General features: G+C 58.7%; 15 protein-coding genes. 6 read left to right on the top strand and 9 right to left on the bottom strand.

Annotated features, from left to right (window positions below; all coding sequences use genetic code 11):
• Positions 1–123 precede the first annotated feature (123 nt).
• The 4 genes from C5748_RS02170 to C5748_RS02155 form a co-directional block, all read right to left on the bottom strand.
• Positions 124–1407 (bottom strand): L,D-transpeptidase family protein, encoded by a 1284-nt coding sequence (locus C5748_RS02170; RefSeq protein WP_105740258.1) that lies wholly within the window; start codon positions 1405–1407, stop codon positions 124–126.
• A 388-nt stretch (positions 1408–1795) separates the two neighbouring features.
• On the bottom strand, positions 1796–2311 hold the full coding sequence (gene ldtR, locus C5748_RS02165; RefSeq protein ID WP_105740257.1) for a transcriptional regulator LdtR: 516 nt from the start codon (positions 2309–2311) through the stop codon (positions 1796–1798).
• A 199-nt stretch (positions 2312–2510) separates the two neighbouring features.
• The gene (locus tag C5748_RS02160; protein WP_425350188.1) at positions 2511–2933 is read right to left on the bottom strand and encodes a DUF6163 family protein; all 423 of its coding nucleotides are present in this window, start codon (positions 2931–2933) and stop codon (positions 2511–2513) included.
• Positions 2930–4006 (bottom strand): enoyl-CoA hydratase/isomerase family protein, encoded by a 1077-nt coding sequence (locus C5748_RS02155; protein ID WP_105740255.1) that lies wholly within the window; start codon positions 4004–4006, stop codon positions 2930–2932. The genes C5748_RS02160 and C5748_RS02155 overlap by 4 nt, the downstream gene beginning before the upstream one ends.
• A 144-nt stretch (positions 4007–4150) precedes the next feature.
• Here C5748_RS02155 and hemB point away from each other — a divergent pair, with 144 nt between their 5' ends.
• The 4 genes from hemB (at position 4151) to C5748_RS02135 (ending at position 7665) form a co-directional block, all read left to right on the top strand.
• Positions 4151–5194, top strand: coding sequence for a porphobilinogen synthase (gene hemB / locus C5748_RS02150; RefSeq protein ID WP_105740254.1), 1044 nt, complete (start codon positions 4151–4153; stop codon positions 5192–5194).
• Between the two features lie 117 nt (positions 5195–5311).
• A complete protein-coding gene (locus C5748_RS02145) occupies positions 5312–5782 on the top strand; it encodes an RDD family protein (RefSeq protein WP_105740253.1) in 471 nt (156 codons plus the stop codon).
• A 126-nt stretch (positions 5783–5908) separates the two neighbouring features.
• Positions 5909–6655, top strand: coding sequence for an arginyltransferase (locus C5748_RS02140; RefSeq protein ID WP_105740252.1), 747 nt, complete (start codon positions 5909–5911; stop codon positions 6653–6655).
• Between the two features lie 110 nt (positions 6656–6765).
• On the top strand, positions 6766–7665 hold the full coding sequence (locus C5748_RS02135; RefSeq protein WP_105740251.1) for a DMT family transporter: 900 nt from the start codon (positions 6766–6768) through the stop codon (positions 7663–7665).
• A 65-nt stretch (positions 7666–7730) separates the two neighbouring features.
• Here the strand turns inward: C5748_RS02135 and parC are convergent, their stop codons facing one another.
• Positions 7731–9983: a DNA topoisomerase IV subunit A gene (parC, locus tag C5748_RS02130; RefSeq protein WP_105740250.1), complete on the bottom strand. Its 2253-nt coding sequence runs from the start codon at positions 9981–9983 to the stop codon at positions 7731–7733.
• A 288-nt stretch (positions 9984–10271) separates the two neighbouring features.
• Here parC and C5748_RS02125 point away from each other — a divergent pair, with 288 nt between their 5' ends.
• Positions 10272–11474, top strand: a complete 1203-nt coding sequence (locus C5748_RS02125) for a hypothetical protein (RefSeq protein ID WP_105740249.1) — start codon at positions 10272–10274, stop codon at positions 11472–11474.
• 262 nt (positions 11475–11736) lie between these two features.
• Here the strand turns inward: C5748_RS02125 and aspS are convergent, their stop codons facing one another.
• Positions 11737–13692, bottom strand: a complete 1956-nt coding sequence (aspS, locus tag C5748_RS02115; RefSeq protein ID WP_146119459.1) for an aspartate--tRNA ligase — start codon at positions 13690–13692, stop codon at positions 11737–11739.
• A gap of 174 nt (positions 13693–13866) precedes the next feature.
• Between aspS and rnd the strand changes: the two genes are divergently transcribed.
• On the top strand, positions 13867–15021 hold the full coding sequence (gene rnd, locus C5748_RS02110; protein WP_105740247.1) for a ribonuclease D: 1155 nt from the start codon (positions 13867–13869) through the stop codon (positions 15019–15021).
• An 18-nt stretch (positions 15022–15039) separates the two neighbouring features.
• On the opposite strand, the gene C5748_RS02105 is transcribed toward rnd, so the two are convergent.
• The 3 genes from C5748_RS02105 to C5748_RS02095 all read right to left on the bottom strand — a co-directional run bounded on the left by C5748_RS02105 (position 15040) and on the right by C5748_RS02095 (position 19692).
• Positions 15040–15741, bottom strand: coding sequence for a CPBP family intramembrane glutamic endopeptidase (locus tag C5748_RS02105; protein ID WP_158259801.1), 702 nt, complete (start codon positions 15739–15741; stop codon positions 15040–15042).
• Between the two features lie 253 nt (positions 15742–15994).
• Positions 15995–17512, bottom strand: a complete 1518-nt coding sequence (ppx, locus tag C5748_RS02100) for an exopolyphosphatase (RefSeq protein ID WP_105740245.1) — start codon at positions 17510–17512, stop codon at positions 15995–15997.
• A complete protein-coding gene (locus tag C5748_RS02095; RefSeq protein ID WP_425350193.1) occupies positions 17509–19692 on the bottom strand; it encodes an RNA degradosome polyphosphate kinase in 2184 nt (727 codons plus the stop codon). The genes ppx and C5748_RS02095 overlap by 4 nt, the downstream gene beginning before the upstream one ends.
• Positions 19693–20010: the final 318 nt, after the last annotated feature.

Below are 20010 nucleotides of genomic sequence, written 5' to 3'. Positions count from 1 at the left end.
CGAGGAAGTTCCTATCCGCGTCGCTCAGAACGACGACATCCGCTTGCCTGCCGACCATCAATCAAACTCCTGCTCCTTAGGACAGAAGCCCAACAAAATGATGCCTACTTTCGTTCCATGTGACTAGGTATTCGTGCCGAGCGCCAGCTCGGACGCGCCGTCGCGCTCGTAGATGTCGTCGCGGAAATGAACGACGCCGTCGCCTGTCGACCAGGCTGAGACGTAGATGAAATGCACCGGTACCGGATCGACAAGCTGGATCGGGGTGCTGGCGCCGGACTTGATCGTCGACTCAATCGCCTGACGATCCCAGCCTGGCGTGTTCTTCAACAGCCAGACATCGAGATCGCGCACGTTCTGGACGCGAACGCAGCCTGACGAATCGAAACGCATGAGATTGTTGAACAGGGTCTTCTGCGGCGTATCGTGCATATAGACCGCATGCGAATTATGGAAATTGATCTTGGTCGAGGACATGGCGTTGATCTTGCCGGGATCCTGGCGGAACATCAGCTTCACAGCCTCTTCCGTGGTCCAGTTGACCGTCTCCGGCTGAACTTCCTGGCCCTGCGAGTTGTAGAGCCGGATCTTGTTGCGCGTAAGATAGGTCGGATCCTTGCGCATCAGCGGAATGATGTCCTTCTGGATGATCGACTTCGGCGCAGTCCAGTAAGGGTTGAGGATAACCTCGTGGATCTTGGAAACGAGAAGGGGCGTCTGCCGGTCGATCTTGCCGACAATGGCGGTATGGCGCTGCATGACCCGGCCGTTTTCCACCGCTTCGATCTGTGCGGCAGGGATATTGACCATGACGAAGCGAGGCTCGGAAACATTGGCGAGTTCGCTGAGGCGCTGCAAATTCGTCTGAAGCTGGCCCAGCCGGACATCGGCGCTGACATTCATCGCCGCGTAGGTGAACTGCCCCATCACGCCATCGGCCGGCAAGCCATGACGGCTCTGGAAGCGCTTGACCGCTGCATCGACATAAGTATCGAACGAATTGGAGAGCCCCGCGCTTTCAGAAAGATCGCCGGCGATGATCAACCGCTTGCGCAGGACGGACACAACCGGATCAACAACGCCGAGCTGCAGCTTCGCGCCGGCCGGCACATTCGGCCAGCCGCCCTGGGCAACGATGTTGCTGTAATATCCGATGGCGTTTTGCACATAGGAGACAGTCGCCGGGCTCATGATGGGCTGGTTCGAGGCCACCTTCTGGGCGTCGGAGGCGCGGGCATCGAACTGATCGTCCCAATTGCCGCGCCGCGGAGCGGCAAGAACATCATTGATGATGGGCTGGGCAAACGCGCCCGTGGCGAATACCGATAATCCGGCGGTTGCAGCGCCGCGCAGGAACAGGCGGCGGTCCAATTTGGAAGATTCGAGATTCTTCCGCAGATTCGTCATCGGCATTTTCCCTGAATTGCTCATCGTGTGCAAATTTCTCCAAGCCGTCGATCAGGACGGGATAGGGTTCGCAAAATACCAAGGGCAACGTTAACAAACGGCAACTGCTTTTCCGGCATCCCATACTCGGGCCACTCTCGGGAGACTTTGGCCGGGAACGCAATGGCGCAGGAACTTCTGCCCTTGGACATGGCGCGAAATTCTCCGCGTTCGTCTTCTTCGCATAAGCCCGCGTTTATGGCTTAATCATGTCGCCGCGCCCCCATCAGACGCCAAAGCCGAAAGTCAGAAGCAAAAAGCCCGACTGACAAGCCGGACTTCTGCTTATGTGACTTTTCTGCAACGTCTGCAGGCCATGGATGGAGCCGCCAGCCAGCCCGGAAAACGATTACATGCGGTAGGCGATGGTATCGTTCCAGAAGCGGTCGAGACGCTGCAGCGACTTGTTCATGTTCTGGAATTCTTCGGCGCGAATGCCCCCGACCTGTTCGATCGAAGAAATGTGGCGCTCATAGAGGCCGGCAACCAGTTCCGCGACCTCGTTGCCCTTCTCCGTCAGGCTGACACGCACCGAGCGGCGGTCGACGCGGGAGCGCTGGTGATGGATGAAGCCCATATCGACAAGCTTCTTCAGATTGTAGGACACGTTCGATCCGAGATAATAGCCGCGGCTGCGCAGCTCGCCCGCCGTCAGCTCGGCATTGCCGATGTTGAAAAGCAGAAGTGCCTGAACGGCATTGATATCGCTGCGGCCGTTGCGGTCGAACTCGTCCTTGACCACATCGAGCAGACGGCGATGCAGGCGTTCCACGAGTTGCAGCGCCTCCAGATAGAGCGTGCGGAGAGCTGTTTCTTCATTGGGCAGGCGCGCTTCTGCGCCCGTCTTGCGCTGGGTGTTGATCATTGTATTAGCCTCTCTGTTGTGTCGGTGTTTTTTTCTCACCGTTGAGAGGGACAATATCGGGCACGCATAAAATTCGAATTAAAACACAGACTTAACAGTAGCTTACCAAAGAAGAAGCAATTTCAGGCTTAACAATCGCTTACACCTGCGCCCATGCGGCCAAGGTGGAGCCCACAGACACGGGAGACCAGGATGCCCGTCAGCCCCTTCGAAGCTTACGCGCCTGAAAGAAGAGAACCACCCGGAAAGCGATATAGAGAAGCAGGATCAGGAGATTGGTGATGCCGACCATCGGATTGGCGGCGAAGATGCGTTCGAAGACGGTATACATCGACGTCTCGATCAAAGCCGCGACGAACCAGATGACCGGGCCCCACGGCGCACGCATCCACAAGCCTGTCGCCGCCACCGGAAACAGCACCGCCAGCGAAACCGCTGCCGTCTGCCATTGCCACGGCATCAGATCGAAACGCCAGAGCAGGCCCTGATGCAAACCGATCAGCCTTATCCAATAGGCGACGCCCAGCGCCAGACAATAGATCGCCAGAAGCCGCATGAACCAGACGAAGCCGGTTTCGGCAAGGGACGGCTCGATGCGCTGACGCAAATGCTCCTCCATCATGGCAGCGTTAGTTCCCTTTCCGCGAGCGGCATGAAATAGGCGTCGACATCCTGCGGCGCGACGTCCTCCAGCCTGGCCGGCTTCCAATGCGGCTTGCTGCCCCTGTCGATCAGCGCGACGCGCACGCCCTCATAAAAATCATGGCCCTGGAGCATGCGGTTGAGAATGCGGTATTCCATCCTCATGCAATCATCCATCTTGAGCGCCCTGCCCTCGGCGATCAGCCTGAAGGTGACATGCAGGCTTGTCGGTGAGCGGCTTTCCAGAACGGAGAGGATGTTCTGCGCAACCTCGCTGCCGGCCTTTACCGATCCGTCTTGCGCCATTTTCGACAACGCCGCGATACAGTCTTCCAGCGTCGCTTCGCCGAAGCATCGTGCGATCAGCTGCCTGGTCTGCGCATCGGTTTCGAATTCGGGCTTGGGCGTATTAGCCGTATCGCTGAAAGCTACCCCGACATCGCCCGTGTCTATCAGCAGGGACCTGATGCGTTCGATCTTTTCGGCGGCGATTGCATGGGTTGCGATCCCGGTCCCCAGGCAATCGCCCTGGCGTATCCTGTTGCCGGTCAATGCGAGATAGGTGCCGAAATGATGGGCGAGATGCGGCAGGAAGGCGCTCCCGCCGACATCGGGGAAAAAGCCGATGCCGACCTCCGGCATGGCGAAAAGCGTGTTTTCCGTCACCACACGATGCGATCCGTGCACGGAGATGCCGACGCCGCCGCCCATGACGATACCGTTGAGAAAAGCGACGTAAGGCTTTGAATAGCGGCCGATATGGGCGTTGAGACGATATTCGTCGGCGAAAAACTCGTAAGGCGGGCTGCCGTTGCGGCCGGCATCATAGGCGGCGACCACATCGCCGCCCGAGCAGAAGGCCCGCCCCTCACCTTCGACAATGACGCAGGCGACCTGCGGATCGGCCTCCCATGCGATGAGCGCGCGCCTGAGAGCCTTCACCATGCCGTGCGTCAGCGCATTGAGCGCTGCCGGGCGCGTCAGGCGGACCAGTCCCGCGCGTCCCCTTCGCTCGAAAACTATCTCGCCCTGTCCGCCAAAATCGACTTCCACATCCGACTCCCGTTTAGAAAGGGGTAGAAAGGGAAAGCGTCCGCGTCAATGGCGCACAGGCCAATCGACTTGGTTTGACTGCTCTTCCCGTGATAAACCGCCATGGTCCTACCTACTTATACAGTCTCGCGAGGGAGACGGAATATGAACAAAGCCTTTTCCCAAATCAGGCAAACGGGCGGAAACCGCAGCGTCGACGAGATCACCCGGGGCCGCCGGCTGCGCCGGTTGCGCAAGGCGGACTGGTCGCGCCGGCTGGTGCAGGAATATCGCCTGACCGTCGACGATCTGATCTGGCCGATCTTCCTGTGCGAGGGAAACAATCACAGCGAACCGGTGGACGCCATGCCCGGCGTAGAGCGGTTTTCGGTGGATATGGCGGTGCGGCAGGCGGAAAAGGCAGCAAAGCTTGGCATTCCGGCGATCGCACCCTTCCCGCGCGAGAGTTTGGAAATCCGCGATGTGAACGGGTCCTATATCGCCAATCCTGATAATCTCATCAATCGCGCCGTGCGCGCCATCAAGAAGGAAGTGCCGGAAATCGGCATCATCACCGATGCAGCGCTCGACCCCTTCACGACCCACGGCCATGACGGTATCCTGCGCGACGGCCTGATCGTCAACGATGAATCCGTGGAGATGGTCGTGCTCGGCGCCCTGGCGCAGGCCGAGGCCGGCGCCGACATCATTGCCCCTTCGGATATGATGGATGGGCGGATCGGCGCGATCCGCGATGCGCTCGACGACAACGGTTTCCAGGACGTCGCCATCATGTCCTATGCGACGAAATTTGCATCCGCCTTCTATGGCCCTTACCGCGAGGCGATCGGCACGTTGGGGCTGCTGCAGGGCGACAAGAAGACCTATTACATCGATCCGGCGAACAGCCACGAGGCGATCCGCGAGGCGGAACAGGATCTGACTGAGGGCGCCGACATGATCATGGTCAAACCGGGCCTGCCCTATCTCGACATCGCCCGCCGCCTGAAGGACACGTTCGCCATGCCGACCTACGCCTATCAGGTATCGGGCGAATATTCGATGATCAAGGCCGCGGGCGCCAATGGCTGGATCGACGAGGAGCGGGTGATGATGGAAACCCTGCTTGCCTTCAAGCGCGCCGGCTGCGACGGTATATTGACATATTTTGCCGTCGAGGTTGCGGAAAGGCTTGCACGCGACATTTAACCACGAGAAGCTGCCTGCCGGGGCGGTTTCTTGAAAAAGCCATCCGCATTTCCCATTTTCGTCTCGTTGGATCATGTATGAACCAGCGAGACGGACCGATTTTAACGGGAAACTGAGATGACCGATAATGTACTGAATGGCGAAATCCTCCCGACGCGCTTCGATGACCGGCGCCTCTACAGGGGTGTGCGGACGCGCCGTATATTCGCTTTCCTGATCGATTATATCCTGGTCGGCCTGCTCTGCATTCCCGTCGCCATCATCATCGCCATTCTCGGCGTCGCGACGCTCGGGCTTGGCTGGATGCTCTACGGCATCATGGTGCCCGTCGTGGCGCTTGGCTATGTCGCACTGACCATGGGCGGGTCGCGCCAGGCGACCAAAGGCATGCAGATGATGGGCGTCAAGCTCGAAAGGCTCGATGGCCAGCCTGTCGACAGCATGCTGGCGATCGTCCATACGGTGCTGTTCTGGGCCGGCAATGTGATCCTGACACCGCTGATTCTACTGGCATCGCTGTTTCTCGACCGCAAGAGAACCCTGCACGACCTGCTTTTGGGCACTGTCGTGGTCCGTACTGATCGCTGATATATGCCTGCAGACGGCGGTCGCGTTCAAATTTCCGGCAATCGAAACCCCTGAGAGATTGATTTCTATTGACGTTTTCCACGGCGGGTTCATGCTGGGATGGGCTTTGCATGTACCGGATGTTGAATGACTCACCAACCGCAACAATCACCGCAGTTCTTTCTGACCGCTCCTTCGGCCTGTCCCTATCTCGAAGGTCAGTTCGAGCGGAAAGTCTTCACGCATCTGGTTGGTGAAAAGGCGAATGAGCTCAACGATCTCCTGACACAAGGCGGCTTCCGCCGCTCGCAGAACATCGCCTACCGGCCGGCATGCGAAACCTGCCGCGCCTGCGTCTCGGTGCGTATCCTGGCGGCTGAGTTCGCGATGAACCGTTCGATGAAGCGGATATGGAAACGCAATGCCGATCTGATCGGCTATAGCCACAGGGCGGAGCCATCGACCGAACAATATTCGCTGTTCCGCCATTATATCGATGCGCGCCACCGCAAGGGCGGCATGTCCGACATGACCGTTCTGGACTATGCGATGATGGTGGAGGATACGCATGTCAGCACGCAGATCATCGAGTACCGCCGCCGCGGGCCGGATTCTTTCATCAGCCAGAAAGGCGAAGGCGAATTGCTCGCGGTCGCGCTGACCGACGTGATGTCGGACGGCCTGTCGATGGTCTATTCCTTTTATGATCCGGATTTCACCGATCGCTCGCTCGGCACCTACATGATCCTCGATCACATCCAGCGCGCGGTCGCTCATGGGTTGCCGCATGTCTATCTCGGCTATTGGGTCGAGGGATCCCGCAAGATGCAGTACAAGATCCGCTTCAAGCCGCAGGAGCAGCTTGGTCCCAAGGGCTGGGAACGGCGCGACTGACGGCTACCGGCTTCCAGAAACATCCTCACAACATCTCGCGAATTTGATAGACACGCAGGCGGCGGTGCGAATCTGCACGCTTTTCTTCACGAATCTGGAGGAGTTCGTTCGTGCCAGCGCCACAACTCGACCACCGCAAGGGCCTGATCATCACTGGCATAGGCGGTCTTTTCCTCACATTCGACATCCCGCTCATCAAGCTTGCCGACGGCAATAGCTGGTCGATTCTGATGGTGCGCAGTATCACCACCTTCACGGCAGCCCTCGTCATCTGGGGTATCTGGTCGCTGGTGAGCGGAAAAGCCAGGCCGCTCGTTCCATCCAGGGCCGGCTATCTCGTCGGCCTCCTCTACGGCCTTTCCTCCATCGCCTTCCTCTCCGGCGTCTTCCTGACCTCCACGGCCAATCTGGTCTTTATTCTGGCCTTCAATCCGATGTTCGCGGCCCTCCTATCCTGGATATTCCTTGGGGAACGGCCGAAGCCCGTCACGCTTGTCGCGATGTTCTTCATGCTTGTCGGAGTGGCGATCATCGTCAGCGAAGGCATTTCGTCGGGGAACTGGATCGGCGACATGGTCGCGGTCGTGGCTGCGTTCTTGATGGCCTGCGCCATCACGATCAGCCGTTCGACCGGCGAGGATATGGGGCTGACGGCGATCCTTTCCACCTGCATCCCGTTCGTGGTGGCCGGGTCAATGGTTCTCACCCATTCGGGCTATGCGATCGCCGACCCGAAATGGATCCTCCTCGATGGCGCGATCATGATGCCGATCGCCTTCCTCTGCCTTGCCACGGGACCGAAATATATTTCCGGGCCCGAGGTGGGCATGTTCTATCTTCTGGAAACTATTCTCGCGCCGATCTGGGTGTGGATCATCTTCTACGAGACGCCAAGCCGCCAGAGCCTGGTCGGCGGGCTGATATTGATCGTCACCCTCGTCGTGCACTCGCTTTGGCAATTGCGCGATGCGCACCGCGCCCGGACCAATCTCCCGCGCTATCCGCTGTAGCGGTTTCTGAATGAAATCGCTTGATTTCAAGCTATTCTACGTCGCCGACGCGGTGGAAGTCAAAATCAGGAGAATTTCCCCGACCTCGGAAAACCCTTCGGCACCATGCGTCCGGCGGTGGCGCGGGCGGCGATCCATTCGGCGAGTTCGTCCCTGCTACGGGTGAAGGTGCGGTCGGCGGCGTCCTGCCAGGTCAGACCCTGATCCATCACAAATGTGCGGAGATCGGAAACGCCGCCATCCTTGTATTTCTGCAGGCGCACGCCCTTGCCCCGGCCCATTTCCGGGATTTCCGTGAGGGGGAAGACCAGCAGCTTGCGATTTTCGCCGACGATGGCGACGTGATCGCCCGTGATCCGGCTGCAGATCTTGGCCTCGTCGGGCGTCTTCACATTCATGATCTGCTTGCCCTTGCGGGTATTGGCGACCGTTTCCGCCTCGGCTATGATGAAGCCGTTGCCCTCATGCGAGGCAAGCAACAGCCGGCTCGCTGGGTCATGCACAAAAGCCGTCACGATATCCTGATCGTTTTCCATGTCGACCATGATACGGATCGGCTCGCCATGGCCGCGTCCACCCGGCAGCGTGTTGGCGCCGATGGTGTAGAACTTGCCGCCGGTGGTGAAGATCAGGATCTTGTCCGTCGTCTCGGCATGGAAGGCGAGCTTGAGCTTGTCGCCCTCCTTGAAGGTCAGCGTCGAAAAATCGGCCAGATGCCCCTTCATCGCGCGCAGCCAGCCCTTTTCCGAAACGACGATCGTCACCGGCTCCTTCTCGATCATCGCATGATGGATGTCATCGAGATCGCGGTTCGGCGCTTCGGCGAATGTCGTGCGGCGTTTACCGAGCAGCGTATCGGGCCCGTATTTCTTGCGGACATTGGCGATTTCCCAGCCGATCGTCTGCCATTGCTTGGCATCCGAGGCCAGCAGCTCCTCGATCTGCGTCTTTTCAGTCGTCAACCCATCGAACTCCTTGCGGATTTCGAATTCCTCGAGCTTGCGCAGCGAACGCAGGCGCATGTTGAGGATTGCTTCGGCCTGATTGTCGGTCAGGCTGAACGTGTCCATCAATTGCTGCTTGGGATGATCCTCCTCGCGGATGATGCGGATCACCTCATCGAGATTGAGATAGGCTACGAGATAACCGCCAAGCACCTCCAGCCGCTTCTCGATTTCACGGAGCCTATAACGCGAACGGCGGACCAGCACCTCCTTGCGATGCTCGAGCCATTCCTTCAGCACATCGCGCAGCGACAGAACGTTCGGCACTTTGCCATGCGACAGCACGTTCATGTTGAGCGGAAAGCGGTTCTCCAGATCGGTCAGCTTGAACAGCGATTCCATCAGCAGTTCAGGGTCGACCGAGCGGTTCTTCGGCTCCAGGACGATGCGTACGTCTTCTGCCGATTCGTCACGCACATCGTCGAGCAGCGGCAATTTCTTGGCAATGAGCAGTTCGGCGATCTTCTCGATCAGGCGCGATTTCTGCACCTGATAGGGAATTTCAGTGACGACGAGGACCCAAGTTCCACGCCCGCCATCCTCCTTGTGCCAGCGCGCCCGCAGACGGAATGCCCCGCGCCCGGTCCGGTAGGCTTCGAGGATCTGTTCCGCTGGCTCGACCAGGATGCCGCCAGTCGGGAAATCCGGTCCCGGCACCATGGCGACCAGTTCATCGACGGTCGCATCGGCCTTGTTGATCAGATGAAGTGCCGCATCGCAGAGTTCGGCGACATTGTGCGGCGGAATGGACGTCGCCATGCCAACGGCGATACCCGAAGAACCGTTTGCCAGAAGATTGGGAAAGGCACCGGGAAGAACGATCGGCTCCTCGTCCTCTTCATTGTAGGTCGGGCGGAAATCGATCGCGTCTTCGGTGATGCCGTCGAGAAGCAGCGTCGCCACTTCAGTCATGCGCGCTTCGGTGTAGCGCATGGCGGCGGCATTATCGCCGTCGATATTGCCGAAATTGCCCTGCCCGTCGACCAGGGGATAACGCACCGCGAAATCCTGCGCCAGGCGCACCAGCGCATCATAGATCGCCTGGTCGCCATGCGGGTGGTATTTGCCCATCACGTCGCCGACGATGCGGGCGCATTTCGCATAGGCCGCATCGGGGTTGAGGCGCAGAAGCCGCATCGCATGCATGATGCGCCGATGCACGGGCTTCAGACCATCGCGCACATCGGGAAGCGCACGGTGCATGATGGTCGAAAGCGCATAGGCGAGATAGCGCTCTTCGAGCGCCGACTTCAGGTCGACCGGCTCAATATTGTTGTCGTCGCCGCCACCCGGCGGAATCAGGCTTTTTCCCATGAAACGGGGTTAGCAAACGGGTGATTCTGCAGCAAGTCAATATGGCGCAATCACAGGCTTGGGGCCGTGTTTTTCCGCATAATTCACCGGAATCGGGTTTGGCTGGCGTATCGGCCCGAAAACCTGTTACGGTTTTTGGAAAACGAGAGTGCAGGTCAATCCACGCAGTTTATGTCATTATCGAACATTGCAAGCAATTGAATGCGCACCGTACTTTCGGAAAACCAATTCCGATTCCGGGACAGATACTGTAGAAAAGCGGCCTTATCGACCAACAAGGAAGACCACATGCCCGTCATATCAACGCTGAAGTCAACGGCACGCACTCTTGCGGGAGCGTCCGCGCTGTCATTGCTAATGGCCGGATCAGCCCTCGCATTCGACGGCAATGCCGTGGCCGAACGCGTGAAGGAACTTTATGCAGCGCAAGGCGGCCAGATCAGCTACCAAAGCGTGGAAACCAGCGGTTCGACGGTGGTTTTGAAGGGCGCATCCATCAGGGCGCCGGGCGTGGCGGCTCAGGATAAATCCTTCAATGTCGGCGATATCACGCTCAGCGACGTTTCCGATGCCGCCGACGGCGGCTACGATATCGGTCAGGCCAACGTGCCGGATATGACCCTTCCCTTCGAGGGAACGAGCATCTCGATCAAGGGCATGGAACTCGAGAATATGCATCTTGCGGCCGAGGGCTCGACAGATCCGCTCGCCAGCATTCTTTATTACCAGAAGGCCGAAATCGATCAGATCACCGTCAATCAGGCAGGTAACGACATCGCCACGCTGCAGGATATCGTGGCGACGATCTCGCCTTATACGGCGGGTTCTCCCATCAACTACACCTGGGATGTCGACAAGATCGCCATCGATCTGAGCAAGGCCGAACCTTCGAAGGCGAAGGAGACGCTTACGGCGCTGGGCTACGAGAAGATCGACGGCCGTATCGATTCCAAGGGAAGCTGGTCGATCACCGACGGACGCTTCAAGCTCGATCAGTTCGATCTCGTCATGGACGAAGGCGGCAAGCTCGGCATGACATTCGATATCGGCGGCTACACGCTCGACTTCATCAAGGGGTTGCAACAGGCGCAGGCAACGCTCGCCGACAATCCGGACAGCGACGCGGGAGGGCTTGCGATGCTCGGCCTGCTGCAGCAATTGACGGTCAGCGGCGCGTCCGTTCGTTTCGACGATGCCTCGCTCACCAACAAGGTTCTCGACTATTTCGCCAATCAGCAAGGGACGGAGCGCTCGGTTCTCGTTAATCAGATGAAGGCGGTTCTGCCGCTGTTCGCCGGACAATTGAAGAATGCCAAATTCGCAAGCCAGGTGACCGAGGCTGTGAGCGCCTATCTCGACAATCCGAAATCACTCGAAATCCGCGCCACCCCGCCCTCTCCTGTTCCCGTCGCCATTTTGATGGCCACTGGCTCGGCACAGCCGGAAAAGCTGCCGGATGTGCTTGGGGTGACGGTGACGGCGAATAAATAAGCAGCGCGGTTTTGGAGATGCTGGCACGATTACCCCCTCTGGCCTGCCGGCCATCTCCCCCTCAAGGGTGGAGATTACGCCTTCATAGAGGTTGGCCAGCAATCACAGACGTTGAATAATGAATGCCAAGGTTTGTGTCAGCCAATCTCCCCCCTTGAGGGGGAGATGAAGCGTCAATCCGTCCTACAATATGATCCCCATAAAAAAGCCCGGCATCTCTGCCGGGCTTTTTTGTAATCATCTGAATCGGTTGCGGGCGCTTCTACGCGTCTTTCTTCACCGGGCTGAGCCGGATATGCAGGTCGCGCAATTGCGCCGGCGACGCTTCGGACGGCGCGTTCATCAATAGATCATAGGCCTGCTGGTTCATCGGGAACATGGTGATCTCGCGCAGATTCTTCGCGCCGACGAGCAGCATGACGATACGATCGACGCCCGCCGCCATGCCGCCATGCGGCGGGGCGCCGTACTGGAATGCGCGATAAAGGCCGCCAAAGCGCTCCTCCACCGTTTCCCGATCGAAGCCGACGATCTCGAATGCCTTGACCATGGTCTCGGGCAGATGGTTGCGGATGCCGCCGGAGGCGATCTCGAAGCCGTTGCAGACCATGTCGTACTGGAACGCCTTGATGGAAAGCGGGTCCGCGCCCTCCAGCGCCTCGATGCCGCCCTGCGGCATGGAAAACGGGTTGTGGCCGAAATCCACCCTCTTCTCATCCTCGTTCCACTCATAGAACGGAAAATCGATGATCCAGCACAGTTCGAACCGGTCGTGGTCGACGAGGTTCAGTTCCTCGCCCGCGCGGGTGCGCGCGGCCCCGGCGAAGGCGACGAATTTCTTCGGATCGCCGGCGACGAAGAAGCAGGCGTCGTTACCACCTAGATTCAGTTGACGACGAATAGCCTCTGTTCTTTCAATGCCAATGTTGTTGGCAACGGGTCCAACAGCTTCCCAATACAGCTTGCCTGCCGGCTGTTGCGATACGCCTTCCTCTTTTCCATCCTGACGCCAGTACTGAATACCACTCTCTTCGTTCATTTCGAAGGTTTGCGTGAACCACTTTCTCTGTGATGCCGCTAAGCGCGCCAAGGGATGATGTGGGTCGTTCTGCGCTTCAGCAGGCAGCGGGCTGAGTCGCCAGAATATATAGCCGAGACCCGGCTGGCCCTCGCCCTGCGCCCAAGAATTCATCCGGTCGCAGAATGCGCGAGAACCACCAGTCAGCGCGGGGATCGCCCAGATCTGGTTTTGCTCGCTGGCAGTAAGGATATTGGCGAAGACCTTGAAGCCAGAGCCACGGAAGTGCTTGGAGACGTTGCTCATCTCGATCGGGTTGCGCAGATCCGGCTTGTCGGTGCCGTATTTTCGCATGGCTTCATCATAGGCAATACGCGGGAATTTCTGCGTCACCGGCTTGCCCCCGGCAAACTCCTCGAACACGCCCTTGAGCACCGGCTCCATGGTCGTCAGGATGTCTTCCTGCTCGACGAAGCTCATTTCGACGTCGAGCTGGTAGAACTCGCCCGGCAGGCGGTCGGCGCGCGGGTCCTCATCGCGAAAGCAGGGCGCAATCTGAAAATAGCGGTCGAAGCCGGACATCATGATGAGCTGCTTATATTGCTGCGGCGCTTGCGGCAGCGCATAGAACTGGCCCGGATGGATGCGGCTCGGCACGAGGAAGTCTCGCGCGCCTTCCGGCGAGGATGCAGTCAGGATCGGCGTCGAGAACTCGGTGAAGCCCCCCTCGCCCATGCGCCGGCGCATGGCGGCGATGATGCTGGTGCGGCTCATGATGTTCTTGTGCAGCGTCTCGCGGCGCAGGTCTAGGAAGCGGTATTTGAGGCGGATATCCTCGGGATAATCCGGCTCGCCGAACACCGGCAGCGGCAATTCCTTCGCCGTCGACAACACTTCGATCTCGCGGGCAAAAATCTCGACCTCGCCCGTCGGCAGACCGGAATTGATGGTTTCGTCCGTGCGCGCCTTCACCTCGCCGTCGACCCGGATCACCCATTCGCTGCGAAGCGTTTCGGCGACCTTGAACGCCGGAGAATCAGGATCGGCGACAATCTGCGTCAGGCCGTAATGGTCGCGCAGGTCGATGAAAAGAATGCCGCCATGATCACGAACGCGATGAACCCAGCCTGACAGGCGGACGGTCGAGCCGACGTCCGACTTGCGAAGGGCTGCGCAGGTGTGGCTGCGGTAACGGTGCATGATGTCTGCCTCTGAAATTAAGGAAATGACGCGCAGGACGCTGCGCTGAAAATTCCGGCGGACAAGCGCATTTTGGCTTGGTTTTGTCAAGGCGTCAGGCCAACCCTGCCTTCATAAAGACAAAATGCGCATTCGCGCGCGACAAATCTTTTTGCATTGGTTATAGAAAAATTCATGAACCTGATTACGACCACCGAAGGCCTCGTAGAGGCCGTTTCCGCCCTTTCGAAATCCGATTTCGTTACCATCGATACCGAGTTCATTAGGGAAACGACATTCTGGCCTGAGCTGTGCCTCATCCAGATGGCCTCGCCCGACCACACGGCGCTGATAGATGCGCTGGCGCCTGGGCTCGATCTGTCGTCTTTCTTCGCGCTGATGGCCAATGAGAAGGTGATGAAGGTGTTCCATGCCGCGCGGCAGGACATCGAGATCATCTTCCATCTGGGCAATCTCATTCCGGATTCGGTGTTCGATACGCAGGTTGCCGCCATGGTCTGCGGTTTCGGCGATGCAATTTCCTATGATCAGCTGGTCAATCGGGTGACGGGCGTCAATCTGGACAAGTCCTCCCGCTTCACCGACTGGCGCAGAAGGCCGCTTTCGCAAAAACAGCTCGAATATGCGCTGGCTGACGTCACCTATCTGCGCGATATCTATCTGCACCTGAAAGCAAAGCTCGAAGAGGAAGGCCGCTCCGATTGGGTCAAGGAGGAGATGGGCATCCTGACCGCGCGGGAGACCTATGACCTTCACCCCGACGATGCGTGGAAGCGCCTGAAATCAAGGCTACGCAAGCCGCAGGAACTCGCGGTGATGCAGGCTGTAGCAGCCTGGCGCGAACGCGAGGCGCGCGAGCGCAACGTGCCGCGCGGCCGCGTCATCAAGGACGACACCATCTATGAAATCGCGCAGCAGCAACCGGTGGACGCCGAGGCGCTCGGGAGGCTCAGGACCATACCCAAGGGCTGGGAGCGCTCGACGCAGGCCACCGGGCTGGTCGCCGTCGTCAACGAGGCGCTGGCGATACCAAGGGATCAGATGCCGCGCCTGCCGAAGCATTCGCATTCGCCGGAAGGTGCCGGTGCTGCGGCCGATCTCCTCAAGGTGCTCTTGAAGCTCGTCACCGAGGAATATGGTGTCGCTGCCAAGATCGTCGCCAATTCCGACGATATCGACAGGATCGCTGCCGAGGGGGAAAATGCCGACGTCGCCGCGCTGCGTGGCTGGCGCAGAGAGGTCTTCGGTGAAAAGGCGCTGAAACTCATCGGCGGCGAGATCGGCATCAAGTTCGAGAACAGGCGCATCACGGCGGTTCCGCTGGATTGAGCCGGAGGCGGCAGAGCTTCAAGTTCTTCGCCGCTGCGCACTGCCATCAAAATGTGGCGGCAGAAGCCAAAGCCGTTTCCAGATGAAGAAGCAGATCAGGAATATGACGTTCAACCCTACAAGAAATGCGATCTGAGCTGAGCCGGCGGTGCCGCCAAACCAAACCGCCAATGGGCCGGCCTGGACATCGAAAAATCTGCCCAACACGGTATGGGACATGATATCCCACACACCATGGAAACCTATCGGAATCCAGATGTTGCGGTAGAAAATGTAGAGATAGCCGAAGATTATGCCGGCAGTTGCGGCAAAAACAAATCCCGCGAAATGATATTGCGCGATGTGGCCAGCGCCGAAAACAAGCGAAGAAACGATCACCGCAGCGTGCACATTGAACGTGGCCGCCAGGCGGCGCAAGATATAGCCGCGGAAAATGAATTCCTCCTTCGTCGCGTTGAAAACCTGCGCGATCAGCCAAGCAAGGACGGTAGCGGCCATTTCCGGATAAGTCAGGGTGGCACTTTTAATGTCGAGCAGGCCGAGCGCTTGGGGCAAAAATAGCGCGATTGCCCCGAGGGCGAGCGCAAAACCCGCGCCTTTCAGAGGAACGCTCAGTGAAACAGGCAGTTGAAAAGCGCTTTTCCAGCTTTCACGCTCCAGCAGAACCGTGAAGACGATATAAAGGATAAGGCAGAATAGAAAAGATTTGATGCGGGACATCAGGGTCGGATAACCTGTCAGGCCATCCAGATAATGAAAAAACGCTGGGGATTCTATAGGTATACGAGGCAGAACATAGGACTGTCCGTAATTATAGATCAGATAAAATGCGACTACACATAGCAAAGCCTTGATTCTTCCGCCCATCTCACAACCCTTTTGTTGCAGATACTCACGGCATAGTGCGGGCAGATTGATCAGGACACAAGAAGGCTGGAGCGGCGATCAACCAGAATACTTTTTTCGTTCCAAGTTAATCCCCCACCCTCAGATGTAGTTCCCGCCCCACCAGCTTTGCCAGGTGCTGCAGGCGAGCTTCCGGCCGCTCGGCCACCAGTTCGGCGTGGCTCTTGGGAACCAACAGTTCGAGGCCACCATTTTCCGTTTCGCGCCATTGCAGATGGGGGATGATGCCGGGCATCGACGCCGACAGGAGATAGACGACGCGCAGGAGTGCACCGAGCAACTTTGCCCGCTCGCGAAGCCTCGGCGTGGTCAGGCTCAGGATCTCCGGCGCCACGGCATCGTCCACCACCCCTTCGTGACGGAAATAATTGGCAAGCGCCATGTAAGAACGGCCGGGATGATCGATGCCGCTGAACGAGCCATGCGCGATGAGATTGAGCGCCTGCGATCCGCGATAATCGGGGTGCGCCCGCCAGCTGATATCGGCGAGCAGGCAGGCAGCCTTGCGGTAACGCGCCTCGTCCTCGGTCTCGTCGAACCCCAGCATGGCAAAGGCCTTTTCCGTCCAGTCCGCAAGTTCATGGGCATGACGCGGTGAACGGGCGCGAAGAATGGCCATCTCCTCCGCCGATGCAAGCAGCGGATCGACCCACTGTTCCTGCTTGGAGAGGAGCGAGTAAAGATAGCCTTCGCGCACGCCAAGTGCCGAAAAGACGATCTTGCTCGGCTTCATCCGGCGCACGGTTTCCAGGAGCACCGCCGCTCCATAGGAAAGCAGCTGCCGGCGACTTTTCGATACCGCTTCGATGCCGCGCATGTGATCGAGATCGCCTTTGGCGACGCGAAGCAGGAAATTATGCGCCTCCTGGGGGTCAATCTCATAGGCGTGCATGATATGCAGCGGATAATGCCTCGCGCTCATATGCAGCTTGGCGAGATTTCGCCATGTCCCGCCGACGGCGTAGAAGATGCGCCCCTCGCCTTTTTCCAGCAGCTTTGCCTTCGCCATCTGGCTGCGGGCGATCTTCGCGGCTTCCGCAGGTTTTCCGTTTGAAAGGTCCTGAAGGCGGAGCCCGCCGAGAGGAAGCGTGATCCCGTCGCCTATCGCATGGCCGCGCACATCGACCAGTTCCAGGCTTCCGCCGCCGAGATCGCCCGCGATTCCGTCGGGATTGTGAAAGCCGGAAATGATGCCGAGCGCGGAATAATAGGCCTCCTCCTTGCCGGAGAGCACCTGGATGTGCTCACCCAGAACGGCCTCGGCCTCGGTGATGAATGCGGGGCCGTTCTCCGCCTCGCGCGCGGCGGCTGTCGCCAGCGCGTGCAGCGACGAGGCCCCGGCCTGTTCGGCAAGCGCCCGGAAGCGCCGCAGCGCGCGCAGTGCACTATTGACGGATTTGTCATTGAGGCGACCTGTCTTGGCCAGTCCCTTTCCGAGGCCGCACAGGATCTTCTCGTTGAAAAGCACCGTCGGGGAGCGGACGATGCCTTCATAGACGACCACACGGACCGAGTTGGAACCGATATCGATGACAGCGACAGGCTGACGCCCCTTCAGACGTCCCTGAGCCAGTGGGAGACTCATGCGGTCCTGTTTCTCTCGGCTCTGGCACGCTTGCGATGGGCAATCAGGCGGGGCGCCGACGATTTCAGCGATTTGCCGCGCCCTGACAAGCTTGGATTGGTCATGAAGTATTCCTGCGCGTTGAAGGCTTCTTCTCCCTCGGCAGGTTTTATCCGACGGGAGGTACCATCGGCAAGTAGTTCGTAGCTCTGCTGGTTGTCAATGATGTTGGCAAGCATGATCTGCGAGAGCACCTGCTGGTGCACCGTCGCATTGGTGATCGGCACCAGAGTCTCCACCCGGCGGTCGAGATTGCGTGGCATCATGTCGGCCGAGCCGAAATAGACGATCGCCTTCTCCGAGGGCAGGTCATGGCCGTTGCCAAAGCAGAAAATGCGGCTGTGCTCAAGAAAACGGCCGACGATGGATTTGGCCCGGATGTTGTCGGAAAGGCCTGGCACCTTCGGCCTCAGGCAGCATATGCCCCGCACCACCAATTCGATTTCCACACCACCCATGCTGGCCCGATAGAGCGCATCAATAATCTGTGGATCGACCAACGAGTTCATCTTCATCCAGATGACGGCGGGCCGACCGGCTTTCGCATGGGCGATTTCATCATCGATATGTCTGAGGATTCGGTCGCGCAGCGTCAGCGGCGAAATGGCAATGCTCATTTCTTCCGCAGGTTGTGCATAACCGGTGATGAAGTTGAAGATATGCGACACGTCGCGCGCGATGTCCGGATCCGTCGTGAAGAAGGAAAGGTCGGTATAGATGCGCGCGGTGATCGGATGGTAGTTGCCGGTGCCGAGATGCACATAGCTCCTCAGCTTTGAATCCTCGCGCCGGACCACCAGCGACATCTTTGCATGGGTCTTCAACTCGATGAAGCCGAAGACGACCTGGACGCCGGCCCGCTCCAGATCGCGCGCCCAGCGGATATTGGCCTCCTCGTCGAAGCGCGCCTTCAACTCGACCAGCGCCGTCACCGATTTTCCGGCTTCCGCCGCATCGACAAGCGCGCGGACGATCGGGCTGTCGTTCGAGGTTCTGTAGAGCGTCTGCTTGATCGCCAACACATCGGGATCGGCGGCCGCCTGGCGCAAGAACTGCACGACGACGTCGAAGGACTCATAGGGATGGTGAACGACGATATCCTTTTCGCGGATGGCAGCGAAGCAATCGCCGCCATGCTCGCGGATGCGCTCGGGGAAGCGCGGATTGTAGGGGACGAATTTCAGATCGCCGCGCGGGACGGAGACTATTTCCGAGATCATGTTGAGCGCAAGCAGGCCCTTGAGGACGCTGATGCGGTTTTCCGGCACGGCCAGTTCGGTGGCAACGAAAATGCGCAAATTTTCCGGCATCTCGCTGTCGAACTCAATGCGGATGACCTGGCCGCGGCGGCGGCGCTTGAGCGCGCTTTCGAACAGGCGGACGAGATCCTCCGCCTCCTCCTCGACCTCGATATCGCTGTCGCGAATGATACGGAACGTGCCGGCGCCCTTCACCTCATAACCGGGGAAAAGCCTGCCGATGAAGAGGCTGACCGCATTCTCCAGTGAGATGAACCGGCAACGTCCGTTTTCAGCGGGAAGCTGGATGAAGCGCTTGAGCGCCACGGGCAAGCGCAGCAGCGCCGTCATCGGCTGGTTGTCGGCCCGGCGGGCAAGCTGCAAGGCGATGGAAAATCCGAGATTTGGAATAAACGGGAACGGATGTGCCGGATCGATCGACAGCGGGGTCAGAACCGGGAAGATCGTTTCGAGAAAATGATTCTCCAGCCAGATCTTCTCGTTCTTGCGCAGCGCATCCGATTTGACGATCTCGACATTTTCACGCGAAAGCTCGTCAAGCAGTGCATGCAGATTGTCCTGTTGCGCCGCCTGGAGATTGCTGACCTCCTCCAGCACGAAATCGAGTTGCTCCTGTGGCGTGCGCCCGTCGGCGCTACGCGTGGCTATACCGGCGCGCACCTGCCCGGCAAGCCCGGCGATGCGAACCATGAAGAACTCGTCGAGGTTTGCCGCCGAAATGGAAAGGAAACGCAAGCGCTCCAGCAGCGGCTGCTTTTCGTTGCGGGCTTCCTCCAGCACGCGGCGATTGAACTGCAGCCAGGAGAATTCGCGATTGACGAAACGGTCCGCGCTTTCCAGCAAGGAAGGCTCACGCGGCGCGGCGGCCGCCTCCTGCTCGATCCTGGTGGCGGCTTTCTCGATCTCTGTCATGTTCGCTTCGTTCATCTCACCCATACTCCGGTTCTGTCCGGCCGATATCCAGAACGGCCCGGATCGGCCACAAAACCTATGAAAATCTTATGACAGTTTGATAGCACTTGGCTTGAAATGTCTTCCGAATTGATACAAATCGCTTCCGAAAAGAGATCAATCGCGGTAACACACGCGCTGATCATAGCATGATCCCGGGGAACGAAGTCACTTTCAAACGGGATCGTCGTCAAGTTCAAAAATGGTTGGAGCGTCCTTTGCGCGTATGACGCGCGGCGCTCAAGACGC

This window comes from Phyllobacterium phragmitis, from assembly GCF_002980495.1.
GTDB lineage: Bacteria > Pseudomonadota > Alphaproteobacteria > Rhizobiales > Rhizobiaceae > Paramesorhizobium > Paramesorhizobium phragmitis.
The sequence above is the reverse complement of the archived record's forward strand: the minus strand, read 5'-3'. Positions and strand labels throughout refer to the sequence as shown.